Origin of the sequence: Nostoc sp. 'Peltigera membranacea cyanobiont' 232 (genome assembly GCF_002245985.1) — a bacterium.
Taxonomy (GTDB): Bacteria; Cyanobacteriota; Cyanobacteriia; order Cyanobacteriales; family Nostocaceae; genus Nostoc.
Genome location: NZ_NOLK01000003.1, coordinates 92,896 through 108,238 on the forward strand (window position 1 = coordinate 92,896; position 15,343 = coordinate 108,238).

Below are 15,343 nucleotides of genomic sequence, written 5' to 3' on the forward strand. Positions count from 1 at the left end.
TTTTGAGAAAAAGCGAAAAACTAGACTAGGCAATAAATACAGATGATCCGACCGCGTAAGGTCTTTGCTCAACATTGGCTCAAAAGTGAAAAGGCACTCGACGCAATTATTCGAGCAGCAGAGTGTACAAAAAGCGATGGCGGAGCCAACGCCAAGGGCGAACGCGTCCTGGAAATTGGCCCCGGAACCGGCATTCTAACTCGTCGTTTATTGCCCTTAGTTCAATCTCTGATTGCAGTTGAAATAGACCGCGACTTATGCCACCTGTTGTCAAAACAACTGGGTAAGACTGAAAATTTCTTATTGCTGCAAGGCGATTTTCTCACCCTGGATTTACCATCTTATTTGGTAGCCTTTCCCAATTTCCAAAAGCCAAATAAAGTAGTAGCCAATATTCCCTACAACATTACAGGGCCAATCATTGAAAAACTACTGGGTACGATCGCCAACCCCAACCCCGAACCATTTGACTCAATAGTGTTGTTGGTACAAAAAGAAGTCGCAGAAAGATTGTATGCTAAACCAGGGTCAAAAACCTTTGGGGCGTTGAGCGTGCGGGTACAGTATTTGGCCGAGTGTGAGTTAATTTGCACCGTTCCAGCCGCCGCATTCCATCCACCGCCAAAAGTCGATTCAGCAGTGGTGCGATTGCGCCCCCGAAAAATAGAAATACCAGCACTTAATCCCCGACAGTTAGAGACTTTCTTAAAATTGGGGTTTGGTGCCAAGCGCAAAATGTTACGAAATAATTTGCAATCTGTTATAGAACGCGATCGCTTGAGCCACTTACTGGAACAATTAAAAATAAATCCCCAAGCCAGAGCCGAAGATATCAGCGTTCAGCAATGGGTAATTCTAGCAAATGAACTAGGAATGGGCAGTAGGGAATAGGGGACATTCCCAATTCCCAATTCCCCATTCCCCCATTCCCCATTCTTATAAAATGCGTTCCTACAGCCTAATTGCCCCTGCTAAAATCAACTTGTATCTGGAAATCATTGGCGATGCCTCCGGTGGGCTACGCCAACGGGCCGATGGCTATCACGAGTTAGCCATGATACTTCAAAGTATTGGACTTGCTGACCAAATTGATGTGCGTTCTATCACCACTGACAGCATTCGCGTTCACTGCAACCACCCACAAGTACCGACAGATAAAAGTAATCTGGCATACCGGGCAGCAGATTTAATGGTAAAGCAATTTCCCGAAGCCTTTGCTAAATATGGGGGTGTGGAGATTACCGTCAATAAGCAGATTCCTGTAGCGGCTGGGTTGGCTGGGGGTTCGACCAATGCAGCAGCTGTACTGGTAGGGATAGATTTACTGTGGAAGTTGGGATTAACTCAGTCAGAATTAGAGGAGTTGGGAGCCACACTTGGTTCAGATGTCCCCTTTTGTGTAGCGGGTGGAACTGCGATCGCAACAGGTAGGGGTGAACAACTTTCTCCCCTGCCGAGTTTAGATACTATACATATAGTATTGGGGAAATACCGCAGTCTGGAAGTTTCCACACCTTGGGCATACAAAACCTATCGGCAGCAATTTGGTCATTCTTATATTAGAGATAGTGATAACTTGGCAGCACGTGCTAATGCAGTTCATTCAGGAGCAATAGTTAAAGCTATCCTGGACAAAGATCCGAGAGAAATTGCCCAAAAATTGCACAATGATTTAGAGCGCGTGGTATTGCCAGCCTATCCCCAAGTCTTGCAGTTACGAGAAGTATTTGCAAATCAAGAAGGCGTTTTAGGAACAATGATGTCTGGTTCTGGGCCAACAGTATTTGCTCTGTTTGAGTCTCAACAGCAGGCAGAACTAGTTTTGCGGCAAGTAAGGGAAGCAATTCTTGATGAAGATTTGGAATTGTTTGTAACTCGGACAATCGCACATGGTATTAAAGTGTCATTGTCTATTTAAATAATTATTTTTCGCTAATGAAGCGAAGGCAATAGACAAGAATATTTCAAATCGCCCAATCGAAAATAGTATGAGTGACCACAATTTAACACCACAACCAGAAACTAAAACACAGGCAACAGCGAGTCCTTTACGCTGTTTTACTGGGGCAGTAATTTCTGGGGGAATGGGATATGCAATGTATTCGCTGATGATTGCGATCGCTACAAATTTTGCTACTAAACCTGTTCATTCAATTAATCCATTGGTAATTAAGATTTCTTCTGCTGTTCGGACTTTGGTTGTTGGTGTAGTTGCTTTAGGAAGCGGGATATTTGGTATAGTAGCAATTGGTTTGTTGGCTTTGGGAGTGCAATTATTAGTCCAGGAGTTGACCAAGCAAAAAAGTAGTGAAAACTAGCAATTAGGGTTAATAGGAATTAACAACTAAAGTCTAGAATATTTTAGCGTCAATATTTCCTTATTTCCTTTGCTGCACTTGTCCTTCTTATAAGCTGATGTGCATCTAAATTGTATAGTACGAAAACGTAAAATTATTGTAGTGCGGGCAACATGAGCGCATCGCATATACAAATTAAATACGCAACAGCTTAGTCAAGCTTTTTAAAAGTGGTTTGTTGTCAGATATCGCTCTTTGAAAAGGAGATTTTTTAATTTGGGTGTATAGTGTAACCTTCAACTTTAACAAATTTCGGGTTGACACTTTATAGACTGGCCGAAGATTTACAATTTTATACGGAATTAATCCCAGCGACACTGAAGTTGATAGCAACAACATCATTTATGTATGAGCAAAATTATGAACACACCCAAAAAATATTTTTTACCCCTTATTTTTGCGACAATCTTTGTCAGCCTCAGCAGTTGTAGTTCTAACCCCACCGTTCGTAATATTGAAAGCGGAACGCCATCCCCTACGATAACACCGACAACACCAACGAATAGCGTCTCTTCTCAAACTCCCAGCCAGATTCCTAGCGTAGCTCAGTTGAGAGAAAAATCTCGTACTCCAGAATCTCCCAAAGAAGAGACACCTTCCTCATCAACTAAAGCTGTTACTGGTAAAACTACTAGTGTCACACTATATACAAGTGATGCCCAGTGCCAAGAACTAATTCCCGAAAAGGTTTCTATACCAGCCGAAGAACCTGTGAAAAATGCAGTAAGTAAGATTTTAGAGAAACGAGATACAAGCGATTTTAGCTTGTCTGGATATCGTGTCAATATCAAAAATGGCATTGCTACAGTTGATTTGCGAATATCCCCTGAGTCGAAGCGGCAACTATCTTCTCTTTCTAGTTGTGAACAGTTTGCTCTGTTTGGCAGTCTCCGCAAAACCCTAACTAGTAATGCTCAATGGAATATAAAAGAGGTTCGCTTCACCGAGGCAGGTAAGGACATTGTTCTTTAGTTAAATATGATAGTAAGTGCTGTCATTAGGTAGCTAAAAAGATTTTTCAATCTGAACAGCTATCAGATAAAGATATCCATCAGCAGTTATCAAAATAGGGTATATTCTAGCCAGTTGAAAACAGCTGTAAATAGTGGTATAATTACTTTTATATTTAAGTAATCTGGCAGCAATTCGCGGGTGTAATTCAGTGGTAGAATGTCATCTTCCCATGTTGATCGTCGTGGGTTCGAGTCCCATCACCCGCTTTAAAACTTAGGTAAATTAACTAATTATTTGTCAATTCTAAAAAATTGGTGTCAGTTTTAACAAATTAAAGACAGAAACGGCACTCCAAAACCAATCAAACCCATCCCAAATTTTATCTGACTTGCGTTCGAGTTGCAATGACCACCACCAAGCTTCTTTGGGAGGGTTAAAGCTAGTTTGCCAGTCAGCAGTTTTGCAGATGGTGGCGATCGCTCTTTTGCATTGTAGTTAGCATTGCTTGTCGTAGCCCTTGCGCTTTGTTGAGATGACGCTCTTGCATATTTCAGTAGAATTCCATTATTAATTCTCTGCTCATAAAGAAACAAGAATACTAGGAATACCAGCCGTCATAAACGCACGGGATAACCCGATGATTCCTTCATCCGTGATTTATCCTCTAGGTTTATCACACTAAATCAGCTGACAAAAAAGATAGGGGCATAAAACGGGGTAAAGCCGGTACCACGCAAAAATTCCAACTTGGGGATGTATCAAAGGCAGCCACGATGATAGCCGAAATTAAGAAGATAATTTCATAAGTTTAAATATCATGGTTCCGTGACATTTTTGTAATTCTTATCATTGGCTGCTATTTTTCTCACTCATTCCACAGGATTTCCACAGGGATTTTAGCAGTTTTCCACAGGCTGACAACGAACTAATAGGCTTCTTACCCTCTGGCTGGGGATTGTTAATTAACAGTGGCAAGGAACTTTAATGACTGAGTTTTTATAAATAAAAGTAACGAAAAATAGACTCAAGTGCTGATTATTTCGTTCGTATTTATTTTTTATACAATGGTTTTTAACATTTCGCAGCATTGACAAACCCACCCCCTCTTGGCGCACAATGATTCGGCTTGCTTTTGTAATTCGTTCAACCGTTGGCATCAAATGTGTAAAATATATTACCACCAGATGTAGGCGCAGATTGTCGAACTGGCAAAAGAGTGGTGAGGAAGCTTGATTGCCACTTCACCGCAAGCAACTTGTCCCTCTTGATTATCCTCATAGGAGGAAAATCTCATGAAATCAACGGTTAGCATCTTTACAGAAATTCCCGAAACACTCCACGAATCCTTAAAAAACTACTTAGAAACCCATCCTGATTGGGATGAGAACAGGGTATTGACGGCGGCACTATCATTGTTTTTACTCCAAAATGGAGATAGCGATCGCCGTGCTGCCCGAGTCTATCTGGAAACTTTGTTCCACCACTCCTCAGTAGAAACGCCTGTCATCGATTTACCCGCAACAGCTAATCTATTAGACACCCCATAGGTACGGGCGTTATTTTGGCTCATACCCGAATGTGGGCACGGTTTACCGTGCCCCATCAATGGGATTTGACCCAATAGCGATTAAGCATATCCGCGCAATATTACAACAAAAAAGATCGGTAGATTCCGATCTTAAAAAGGTTCCAATAGTTTCTCGTGTTGCTAAAGCTAATTGGTAATAGTGCAAGATTTAAAATTGCTGACTGTTAAAACTTGTTACATAGCGGTTTTGTTTTGGATATAAACACGTTTATAGAGGTGCATAGCTATCATTGGTGTCAATTTAGAGCCAAGATAAAAATCATTCCTGGGTACACAAACAAAGCCCAGGTCGCTGTGCTGAGAGAAAATAAGGGGATTAAGTCTAGGCTGTTGACTTTGTGCATTTTTCGGGAATTTTCGGGAAAATTATTCGTGTTATTTTTGTTTGACTTAAAGTGCCTGCTTCAGGCACTTTAAGTCAAAAACAGGCGACATATTTTTTGCATGAAGTCTTATGGGCTAAAGGATACAGAGTCAACACCCTAGATTAAGTCCTTATTTTGAAACCTGCAAATGAAGGTTTTGTCTCCTTTTGATGCGGTTTCTAACCGCCGATTTCAGGTTAAATTGACAAGCTATGCGCCCTTACAAACTCCATCCTAAGCATCGTGACATCTGCCAAAACGGTCAGAGCAAAAGAAATATTTTCCAGTGGACTCTCTTCCTTGTCCACTATTTTAAATAGATAAACAAATATCTCAAATAACAGCCTGGTCTGTATTTGAGCAATATCTACCTATGTTCGATTGTCTAAATTTGTCTTTTACTAAATCATTACCCCAAGAGTCAACAGTCAAGAGTTAAAAAACTCTAGACTATAAACTCAGGACTTGGCTTCCAACTGTTGGGGGTGAGCAGGAGATTCAAACTTATACCCTACGCCACGTACAGTTTGAATTAATGCTGGCTGACTAGCATCAATTTCAATCTTTTTGCGAATTTGACCAATATGTACATCTACAACCCGTTGGTCGCCGACATATTCATAGTCCCATACCTCTTGGATTAGTTCTGCACGCCGCCAAACTCGACCTGGATGACTTGCTAAAAAATGCAACAAGTCAAATTCCAGAGCAGTTAAAGGTACTGCTTGGTTATTAAGTGCTACCTCCCGTCGCACCGGATCGATCATCAGTTTTTCAAATACCAAGCGTTTCTGCTCGGCAGTAGTTATCACTCGCTGACGCCTCAGAATAGCTCCGACTCTGACTTCTAGCTCTCCTAGTCCAAAAGGCTTGGTGAGATAGTCGTCAGCACCTTTGGCAAAGCCGCGAATTTTGTCAGCTTCGTCAGCACGGCTAGTCAACATCAGAACAAAAACACCATTACGACTTTGCATCTCTTGGCAGAGGTTAAACCCTGTTACATCTGGTAAATTCACATCTAGAATCACCAAATCAGGGTTAAACTGCTCAAATAGATTTAAGGCTGTCTTTCCATCTTCGGCAGCCTCCACCTGATAGTTCTGCTTAATCAAAAAGCGTTGGATTAAATTCCGAACCGCAGGGTCGTCGTCAACTACAAGAATCTTGGCAGGAGCCATGACCATTATTTTGCACAAAAATTCGTAAGATTAACAAGAGGGGTTGCGTAAAAACGCAGTTGCCATTTTGGTACTAACTAAGAATCTACATGGCTACAGTATGAGAATCCCGATCGTTTAAAAATAAATACTGCGATCGAGATTGTAGGCGATGAGAACGTGAAACTTATGTTAGCCACAGTATATAAGCACTCTGACTTTAGCCGCAATAGTTCTTGACACCAAAGCACCTTCTTGATCCCAGTTAGGTGGCAACTTAAAACGTTTCAATTTTAAATCGATATGCGGATATATACCACAAGCGATTATTCAGTATAATTAAAAAAACTCTACTAAGGCACTGTAAGTTGCCAAATTTGAAACAGTAAAGTAGATTTCTTCATAAAAACTATGCATTTTAGGTACTCTCCGTTCAAATTCTAGATTAGAGCCAGAATTAGACAACGACATGAGGGTATACACGGAGTTATAGCGATATGTTAAAGTGACTATAGTTGAAATTACAAAGTAAATCAAACTAACACGTGCTACTATCCTCGTAGGGCACAAAGTAGGTTGGGACTTTAGTTTCGACCAAAAAAACCTAAAGCTGTTTTTTTATTCGACAAAAGACTGCCGCTGACTGAGGCTGAAGTAACAAACTCCCATGAGCGATCAAAATCCCTACGAAAAACTTGGGGTATCAGAAGAGGCTAGCTTCGATGAAATTCAAGATGCTCGTAATCGCCTATTCGAGCAACATGGTGGCGATGCCAAGCATTTAGAAGTAATTGAAGCGGCTTACGATGCGATTTTAATGGATCGCTTACGGATGCGCCAGGAAGGTAAAATTAAAGTCCCTGAACGTATCCGGTTTCCAGAGTTGCGAGTGCAATCACCTCCTACAGAGAGTCCAACTCCTCGTGAGCAGTCACCTGCATGGCTGCAACGGATACTAGATCAGCCAACACCTGCGGATATACTTTTACCAGGAGCTTGGTTTCTTGGTTTGAGTTCTATCAGTGTGTTTTACCCAGAGGGAGGCGAGCAGGTTTTGCAATTAGCATTGGTGGTTGGGGTAGGCACCAGTATTTACTTTCTCAATCGCAAGGAAGGCAAATTTGGCCGAGCAGTCTTGTTCACCCTGATTGGTTTAATCATAGGCTTAATCGCTGGGGGACTAGTTGCAAGCTGGCTCTTACCACAAATATCATTCATCACTCTAGGAACGAATCAGTTTTCTACTGTAGTGACGTTTATATTGTTGTGGTTGGTTAGTAGCTTTCTACGGTAAACCGCCAACTGTAAGCAAGTTTCTATAAAGAATACATGGCTTGTGTGTGTTCTTCTCAAATAAGAGGTTCAGGAGTCAGAATACCCATTCTGACTCCTACTTTAATTTGCAAGCTGAATACTGATTAATTCAATCTGTCTGTTGCAGCTACAAAGCCTTTTTAGACAAGGCGTTTAGGTTTTAAGACTAAATCTACAGCAGCGCTGAAATCCTTAACGATTAAGTCGGGGTGGTAGAGTTCCAATTGGGTGCGATCGCGAATCCCCGATTCCACAGCCATCACTTTAATATCATAATTTTTAGCTGCGGTGATGTCCGCTTCCGTATCTCCCACCATCCAAGTATCAGCCGCCGGGGGCAGTTCTTGTAATGCCCTAGCCATTAACAAGGGCTTATCTTCAATATCACGAGTTTTAACGTAGTCGTTACTCAGGCAATAACAACGATTTTCTGGGAAAAATCTCCCTAAATCATATTTTTTAAAAGCATAATCTAGTTCTCGAACTCGGCGCATGGTCATAACTGCTAAATCAATTCCAGCTTGTTGAATTTTTAACAGTGCATCCACAGCACCAGGTGCGAGAGTGTCATAGTTGAAATAAGCTTCTGTATGCACAGTTTGCCGCCGCAACTGGGCAAATTCTTGGGCTTGGGCTTCGTCTAATCCTGAATTTAAGGCAATTTGTTTTTCGGGAACGCGCGATCGCTTTAACTGCCAAAATTCCGCTTTTGGAAGTTCTTGCACTTCTTGGTTTGGGCGACGGGTTTTCTCTAAGCAGAATTGATAAACACGGTAGTAGCGTTCGGAAACATCAATAATTGGGCCGTCGAAGTCAGTAATCAGTCTTAGCATCGGCGGAAAATGTTAATTTTTATTAAAATTATCTCAGATATATGGCTATTTTTCGAGGTCTACAAAGTCAACTTCTTTGGGGTCTAACTGACTTTCAATTGATATTTTGTACTCAGGTATCATTGCAAAGTACCGCGTTTGATTTGTTCGCTTTCAATAGCTTCAAATAAGGCGCGAAAGTTACCTTCGCCAAAACCTTTAGCTTGGAAACGGCGTTCAATAAATTCAAAGAAAAAAGTCGGCTGTTCAAATATTGGCTGGGTAAAAATTTGCAATAATAATGGTGCGGTATTTCCTCCCTCTAAAGAAGTATATTCTTGCCAGTCCACGAGAATTTCTTGTTGAGCGATCGCCTCAATTTCTAAAAGTGATAAAGGCAATCCTGGACGCTGTTTGAGTTGAGTGTAATAGGTTTGGGGAACCGAGAGTAAAGATAAACCACTGGCACGAAATTTAGCGATCGCACTGACAAGATTAGTCGTCCGCAAGGCAATATGTTGAATTCCTGGCCCCCGGTTGACATCTAAAAATTCCTGAATCTGGGAATTGCTGGAAGCTGGTTCATTAATGGGTAATTGGACGCTACCGTTGCGCGAAACCATCACCTGGCTGTGTAAAGCAGAACGATTGGTTTTAATTTTAAAAGCCTGCTGGGGCTGAAAATCTAAGATTTTTTCGTACCAAGCCACAGCATTTTCCAATTCACCAACTGCCACGTTTAACACTACGTGATCTATGGCGGTAAAAGTGTTGTCATTTGTCATTTGTCCTTTATCAAAAACCAATGACGGATGACTATTGACAAATGACCTTTCTATCAACGTATGAGTCAATCCACCCCAGGCGGCAATTTTGCCACATTTGATGAACGCCGTACCTACCTGGCGTTCCTGAATGGGTTGGAGGATTGTAGCACCGTGTTTTTGGGCAAGTGCGATCGCAGCTTCTACATCTTCTACAGCAAAAGCGACATCTGCCACACCAGGGGGATAGTTACGCAAAAACTCCGCTACTGGACTTGTGGGTAACAGTGGTGAAGATAGAAAAAAGCAAACAGCACCACTTTTCACCACTTCTGTACAAGTGTGAAATGAATTGCTGCGATCGGCTACTGATTGAAAACCAAGATGGTGTACAAACCAATCCCGCCACATTTTGGCATCTTCTACATAGAAATGAACGCGATCAATTTTCATAGATATTGAAAATCCAGCATAACAGTTTATATATCTGTAAATTTTGCCTTTTTTGCTAGATTTTCACGTCCTTCCTAAGCAAGAATTATCTAGGCGCACTCCCCCTTTAAAAGAACAGATGACTATCAGGTTGAATATTAATTTCCATTGGTACAGCTTGCGGTTCGGCAGAAAGAGCAAAGAAAATCGCATTGGCAGCAGTTTCAGGACTGAGCATTTTTTTCCGGTCTACTTTTAGGTTGACATTATCCCAGAAAGGAGAATCTACCCCACCAAAGTAGAATAGCGTGAACTTGATACCAAAACGCTTGAGTTCTTCTGCCATGCACTTGCTAAAACCGACAACACCAAACTTAGAAGCCGAATAGGCTGCTGCCATCCCCATCGAATGCTTGCCCAGAATTCCTACTACATTACAGATGTGACCAGACTTGCACTTTTGCATCTCTTTAGCAGCCGCCTGAGTGGTGTAAAAGCTACCTTTTAAGTTGACATCTAACATTTTGTCTAAATCAGCGGGTTCTATGCTGTTGTAGGGCTTGAGTATACCAGCACCAGCTGCATTTACTAAAATATCAATTTGACCAAACTCAGCGATGGTCTTTTCTATCAAAGTATCTACCTGTTTGGGGTCAGTAATATCGGTGGGAACAGTTAAAACTTCTCCTGGAAAATCAGCAGCCAGTGTCGTTAAACGCACCGCATCTCTGGCAGCTAGTACCAACCGAACTCCGGTAGGCGCAAGTTTTTGTGTTAAAGCTGAACCAATACCACCAGTAGCACCGACAATAAGAACAACTTTACCCTGCATTGTATTAGTTACATTTATTTACATCTTTTTACATAATACAGAATTACAAGCTCAGGTTGTACGTAAACATCTAGAAAATATCTATTCGGAGAGTAGCGGCATTACTTCATATTCCTTGCCACTGGCCTTTAATGTAAATGTGGGAGATGATTCTAAATATTTGGTAAAATTGGAACCTAACTTTAATTTTTTAATAATTGAATTCGGAGATTCTCCAGTTATTTTCTGTAACTCTGAACCTAGTTTGGACACAGACAATTTAGTTTGGGGAGACTTTGTTTGTATATCTTGAATAATTTTTAATAGTAATTTATCTAATGTTTTTTCATTAGGAATTTCCGCAGAATCTTCTTCTTGAATAAATTGTGCAGATGAATTATCTATAATAGGGATAATTTCCTCAATTTGTGGTTGCTTATGATTAGATTTATTAGTAATATTGGATCTTTCTTGAAATAGACTTGCAATAGTTGTTAACCTGTGCAATCGAGTATTGATTGAATCTTGTTCATTTTTAATTAAATCTTGAATTTGCTCAACCACTTTTTCCAAGGATGGAACTTCTATTAACATTGCTAAGGAATAATGAGTTAATTTGCCAGTATTCCGGTTTTCTATATGCAAAGTTTGCCCTTGCCTACGTACCCAATAGACAATTAATCCTTGGTTTTGGAGTTCGTTGCAAAGGTGAATTAAAATTCCATCACTAGAACAGACTAATATTTCTTTAACTGTTGGATAAGAACGTAGAATAAAAGCACCGAAAGCGATCATTTTTGCATCAGCACTATCCTTACCCTCTGGCACATGGACAAGTTGATAACCACGGTTATATAGTTCAATATCTTGCTTTCCAATACTTGGATTTTTCCAGTTACCAAATGCCATTTTAAATTGGAGGGGATACTTGCAGACACTAGCTAAAAATAATTCTGAATTAATATCTAGTTTTAAGTTTTCTGCATCCAAAAGTAGAAGCGATATCCCTGTTTCTAATTCATACTTTATTTCAGCTTTTTGTTGAATTTTTTGGATAAATTGACTGAAAGCAGCAGATTCTAACCAACTAGGCGATAATATCGTTTGCAGCAGTTGTTCAGCTAATGTCAAACTAAAAGAGTCAAGGCTTTTCTCTGTGATTTTTTCTTCTGGAAGGTTTTTTACTAAAGAAAGTTCCGTCGTTTCAGCCGTAGATACTTTAGTGTGTCCGTTGCTGTTAGCAAGCAAGTCAGTTTCTAAGGAACGAGAGAATGCAGGTTCTAGGAATTGTTTACTACAATTTTTGCAGAGGTAATTCTGCTTGTCATTCCGACGACCATTTTTACGATATGAAGTAGATTCGCACCGGGGACATTTCATTTTATGATTCAGGTGGTCTAGAGCAAATACTTGTCTTTAAATATATAGTATAAAAAAATACTGTCAATGTCAGTTTATATTGCCCAATACCAGAAAAACTCAAAGCAAGCGGAAATTCAATTCAACCCCTCATTTCCGCTTGCACTATGTATTAACCCTCTGAATAGCTAGAATTTAAGAAACATTTCAACTGACACGAGCGAAAACATAGTCGCGAGTACGAGAATCCACAGGGTTAGTAAAGATTTTATTTGTAGTACCAAATTCAACCATTTGAGTAATACGATTTTCATTACTATAAAAGAAAGCCGTAAAATCAGATAGGCGAGTAACTTGCTGCATATTGTGACTAACAATCACAATTGTCAAATCAGAACGCAAATTATGGATTAAATTTTCGATTTTCATACTACCCATAGGATCGAGACCCGAACAAGGCTCATCCATCAGCAAAACATTAGGTTTGACTGCTAAAGCACGAGCAATACATAATCTTTGTTGTTGACCACCAGAAAGCTCTAAAGCAGATTTGTGCAGTTTATTTTTGACTTCATCCCAAAGTTCAGCAGATTTGATAGCAGATTCAACAATTCCATCTAATTCTACTTTCGGATGCCATCCAACTAATTTCACCCCATAAGCAACATTATCGTAAACGCTCATAGGAAAAAGATTTGGCTTGGGAAAAACCATACTAATTTGGCGACGTAACCGATTGATGTTCACGCGACGCTCATAAATACTCTGCCCAAAAAATTCTACTCTTCCTTCAACTTTCACCTCTCCTTCTAATTCGCTCATCCGATTTAACGATTTAATAAAAGTAGACTTGCCACAACCACTAGAACCAATAATTGCCGTGACCTGGTTTTGATAAATATCCATTGACACGCCTTCAACTATCTTTTGAGTGTCGTAAGATAAGCTAAAGTTTTTGACTCTGATGGCTGGAATTAGTTTACTCATATTCCCAAAACGTGTGAAACAAAACTCGATTCAGTAAAACAGTACAATTTAGCAATGCTGTTTCACTATGTTACTCCCAAAGGGAGATATTCATGGAAATTACGTAGCTATATAGTAGTTGTACAGCAGATAAACTGTTAGTAGATATTCATATCAAAGTTGTGTTTCAAAATATATCTTTTACGTGCTTTTTATACTTATCTTTCGCACCTTGACCTACATACCATCCTTTCTTATTAAAAATGATTTGGGCTGGTTCGATTTAAAATAATTATGTAAATATCAAAATTATATACCCCTCATGGATAGTGAGGAGTTAGTTTTTTTATAAAGATAAATTAGTAGCTTTTTTAAACTACACTTTATGAGTATCCTTTAGCACCAGATAGTTCGACAAAAATCAATCAGTCATCCTAGAACGTACCTTAACCAAAACGCCCTGAAATGTAGTCTTGGGTTCGAGGGTCTAGTGGATTGTTAAAGATTTGCTCTGTAGCGCCAAATTCAACCATTTGACCAATCCGACTTTCATCGGTGCTAAAAAAAGCCGTAAAATCAGAAACACGAGCGGCTTGCTGCATATTGTGGGTAACGATCGCGATCGTCAACTCTGACTGTAAACTGTGGATATGATAAATATCTATTGACACCTTTTCAATTGCTTTGGTTGTGCCATAGTAAAAGCTGATATTTTTAACTTTGATAGCTGGAATTAGATTACTCATGATCTAATAGTCTTTTACTGAATTTCCTGTGGATATCGCGCCCTAGATACATTTTAAAGTTCTCAATAGTAAGAATCTTCTCAATTGCCGTCATAGGACTGCTATAGAATAATATCTCCGGCTCAGGATAATCACTCACTGCATAAGCAGCTTTGATTACCTCTGTGGCTTTTTCTTGCTGAATTGATTCAGTTGATATTTGTATCGATCGCCACTTGTCTCTATAAATAGGAAGCATTGCCTCTTGTTCATCAGATAGTTCGGTGATGATGCGTTTTCGCATATCATTTGTACGTCTTGGCATATTTAAGTGCAAGAATAGTAGGTTGGCTTGAACGGCAATAATAAACATTGGTACAATGCCAAATAAGCTGTTATGCAGCTAAGTTTAATAAACAGCATTACCTTTATTTTTAATCTGGCGCTCCCATTTAGAGTGTTCCAAAAAATAAATGATCCAAAACCCGTCGTTGCGAGCGAAGCGAAGCAATCCCAAGGGCTGCGATTGCTTCGCTTCGCTCGCAACGACAATTGGGCATTTTCTTTCTTGGAGTACTCTTAATAATAAGACCACCTTCATTTAGCAATTTATTTGACAATTATTCTAGCTGTGATACAGACTCGAACAATCTATTCTTGAGAAAGATAGTTTTTTGCTGGCATATATAGCTAATACTAGCTTAGTTGCTTAGTTTTCCATTATACAATTAAGCTGCTACGCAGCTTAATTCATAATTAGTAGTCAGCGGTTGGAAACTACTGACTACTAACTAATGACTTAAAAATCTAAAATTGGCCAGTCTGGTTCACGATAATAGTGTGTCATGTTGTCAAATTTTCGCAACTCGACACGATCGATCGAGAATTCTGGCAAATTCAACAGCCATTGTTCATTCAATTGAGAAAGCTTTGTGCTGAAACTTGTACGGTCTAAGTCAGATGAAACCTCCCCAAAATAGGCTAATGTAACATGGGCTGTGAAATGATAATGCTGCTCAATACCCAAAGCAATTAACTTGGGATTTTGATAAATTGTTCGGCGAAATTTAATAATTTCCTCATAGCAGCGTTCATCTTGGGGTACTAAACAAACGGCTATAGCTCTTGGCATCAGTATCAGTCCCAACATTTGCCATTTAATCGGATGACTCCTATTTGTCATCAATTGTTGATATTGCTGAAATATTTCAGCTAAACGAGAGTGTAATTCCTCGTCAAATTTGGGATTTTTTTCGTATGCGTCAAGGTAAGCACTGTCCCAAATTAAATCCGCTAAAGTCAGATGAAAGCTAGCAGGAGGTAGAGGTACAATCAAATCACGGTTTACAGGCAACTGTAAAAGTTCCTGTTGGTAAGTCTGTAATTTGGCATAGAAAGCAGAGTTTTCTGATTCTTCTCCTGCCGGCGGGGTAATTAGCGTATAGCCAGGAAAGGACGCTGCTTGTCTCAAGCCAGAATGTTGCTGAAATTTAGAAGATTCCTGAATATGCTGGGCTTGGGATCTGTAGGCTTCTGGCAGGGTCAGTCGTGCTAACCGATTTAAGTAAGTTTGATAGTTGTCGTCCAATCTTTATAGCCTCACGCTCTCACTTGATAGATTTTAGGGAAAATTACCCCGATTAACAGAATGATTTCAAAAGTATTTAGTTTTTGGGTGTGATGATTGAAGGATAAGGGAGTTAGGAGTTAAAAATTATAAGAATTCTTTCCTAATGCCC

General features: G+C 39.9%; 13 protein-coding genes, 1 tRNA gene and 2 pseudogenes. 7 read left to right on the top strand and 9 right to left on the bottom strand.

What is annotated here, in order from left to right; translation table 11 throughout:
• Positions 1-42 precede the first annotated feature (42 nt).
• From rsmA to CDG79_RS02065, 6 genes and pseudogenes are all read left to right on the top strand, one after another.
• Positions 43-891: a 16S rRNA (adenine(1518)-N(6)/adenine(1519)-N(6))-dimethyltransferase RsmA gene (rsmA, locus tag CDG79_RS02040; protein WP_094340110.1), complete on the top strand. Its 849-nt coding sequence runs from the start codon at positions 43-45 to the stop codon at positions 889-891.
• Between the two features lie 52 nt (positions 892-943).
• Positions 944-1,918, top strand: coding sequence for a 4-(cytidine 5'-diphospho)-2-C-methyl-D-erythritol kinase (gene ispE, locus CDG79_RS02045; protein WP_094340113.1), 975 nt, complete (start codon positions 944-946; stop codon positions 1,916-1,918).
• A gap of 70 nt (positions 1,919-1,988) precedes the next feature.
• Positions 1,989-2,318, top strand: a complete 330-nt coding sequence (locus CDG79_RS02050; RefSeq protein WP_094340115.1) for a DUF3082 domain-containing protein — start codon at positions 1,989-1,991, stop codon at positions 2,316-2,318.
• Positions 2,319-2,717: 399 nt separating this feature from the next.
• The gene (locus tag CDG79_RS02055; RefSeq protein ID WP_223277978.1) at positions 2,718-3,329 is read left to right on the top strand and encodes a GerMN domain-containing protein; all 612 of its coding nucleotides are present in this window, start codon (positions 2,718-2,720) and stop codon (positions 3,327-3,329) included.
• Positions 3,330-3,505: 176 nt separating this feature from the next.
• Positions 3,506-3,577: transfer RNA gene (locus tag CDG79_RS02060), tRNA-Gly, on the top strand.
• 1,026 nt (positions 3,578-4,603) lie between these two features.
• Positions 4,604-4,795, top strand: a pseudogene (locus tag CDG79_RS02065) (DUF2811 domain-containing protein); the annotation flags it as partial.
• Between the two features lie 927 nt (positions 4,796-5,722).
• Here CDG79_RS02065 and CDG79_RS02070 read toward each other — a convergent pair.
• Positions 5,723-6,442, bottom strand: coding sequence for a response regulator transcription factor (locus CDG79_RS02070; RefSeq protein ID WP_094329363.1), 720 nt, complete (start codon positions 6,440-6,442; stop codon positions 5,723-5,725).
• 646 nt (positions 6,443-7,088) lie between these two features.
• Between CDG79_RS02070 and CDG79_RS02075 the strand changes: the two genes are divergently transcribed.
• On the top strand, positions 7,089-7,715 hold the full coding sequence (locus tag CDG79_RS02075; RefSeq protein WP_094340121.1) for a CPP1-like family protein: 627 nt from the start codon (positions 7,089-7,091) through the stop codon (positions 7,713-7,715).
• Positions 7,716-7,875: 160 nt separating this feature from the next.
• On the opposite strand, the gene CDG79_RS02080 is transcribed toward CDG79_RS02075, so the two are convergent.
• The 8 genes and pseudogenes from CDG79_RS02080 to CDG79_RS02120 form a co-directional block, all read right to left on the bottom strand.
• The gene (locus tag CDG79_RS02080) at positions 7,876-8,568 is read right to left on the bottom strand and encodes an HAD family hydrolase (RefSeq protein ID WP_094340123.1); all 693 of its coding nucleotides are present in this window, start codon (positions 8,566-8,568) and stop codon (positions 7,876-7,878) included.
• A 119-nt stretch (positions 8,569-8,687) separates the two neighbouring features.
• Positions 8,688-9,764: a 4-hydroxyphenylpyruvate dioxygenase gene (hppD, locus tag CDG79_RS02085; RefSeq protein ID WP_094340126.1), complete on the bottom strand. Its 1,077-nt coding sequence runs from the start codon at positions 9,762-9,764 to the stop codon at positions 8,688-8,690.
• 106 nt (positions 9,765-9,870) lie between these two features.
• Positions 9,871-10,575: an SDR family oxidoreductase gene (locus CDG79_RS02090; RefSeq protein WP_094340128.1), complete on the bottom strand. Its 705-nt coding sequence runs from the start codon at positions 10,573-10,575 to the stop codon at positions 9,871-9,873.
• 81 nt (positions 10,576-10,656) lie between these two features.
• Positions 10,657-11,934, bottom strand: a complete 1,278-nt coding sequence (locus tag CDG79_RS02095) for an IS1/IS1595 family N-terminal zinc-binding domain-containing protein (protein WP_094340130.1) — start codon at positions 11,932-11,934, stop codon at positions 10,657-10,659.
• 186 nt (positions 11,935-12,120) lie between these two features.
• Entirely contained in the window at positions 12,121-12,900 is a 780-nt protein-coding gene (locus CDG79_RS02100; protein ID WP_094340132.1) for a phosphate ABC transporter ATP-binding protein, read from the bottom strand.
• A gap of 425 nt (positions 12,901-13,325) precedes the next feature.
• Positions 13,326-13,529, bottom strand: a pseudogene (locus CDG79_RS02105) (phosphate ABC transporter ATP-binding protein); the annotation flags it as partial.
• An 88-nt stretch (positions 13,530-13,617) separates the two neighbouring features.
• Positions 13,618-13,977 carry a hypothetical protein gene (locus CDG79_RS02110; RefSeq protein ID WP_094340135.1) on the bottom strand — a complete coding sequence of 120 codons (360 nt, stop codon included), beginning with the start codon at positions 13,975-13,977 and terminating at the stop codon, positions 13,618-13,620.
• A 426-nt stretch (positions 13,978-14,403) separates the two neighbouring features.
• Positions 14,404-15,192 (bottom strand): DUF1868 domain-containing protein, encoded by a 789-nt coding sequence (locus tag CDG79_RS02120; RefSeq protein WP_189524849.1) that lies wholly within the window; start codon positions 15,190-15,192, stop codon positions 14,404-14,406.
• Positions 15,193-15,343: the final 151 nt, after the last annotated feature.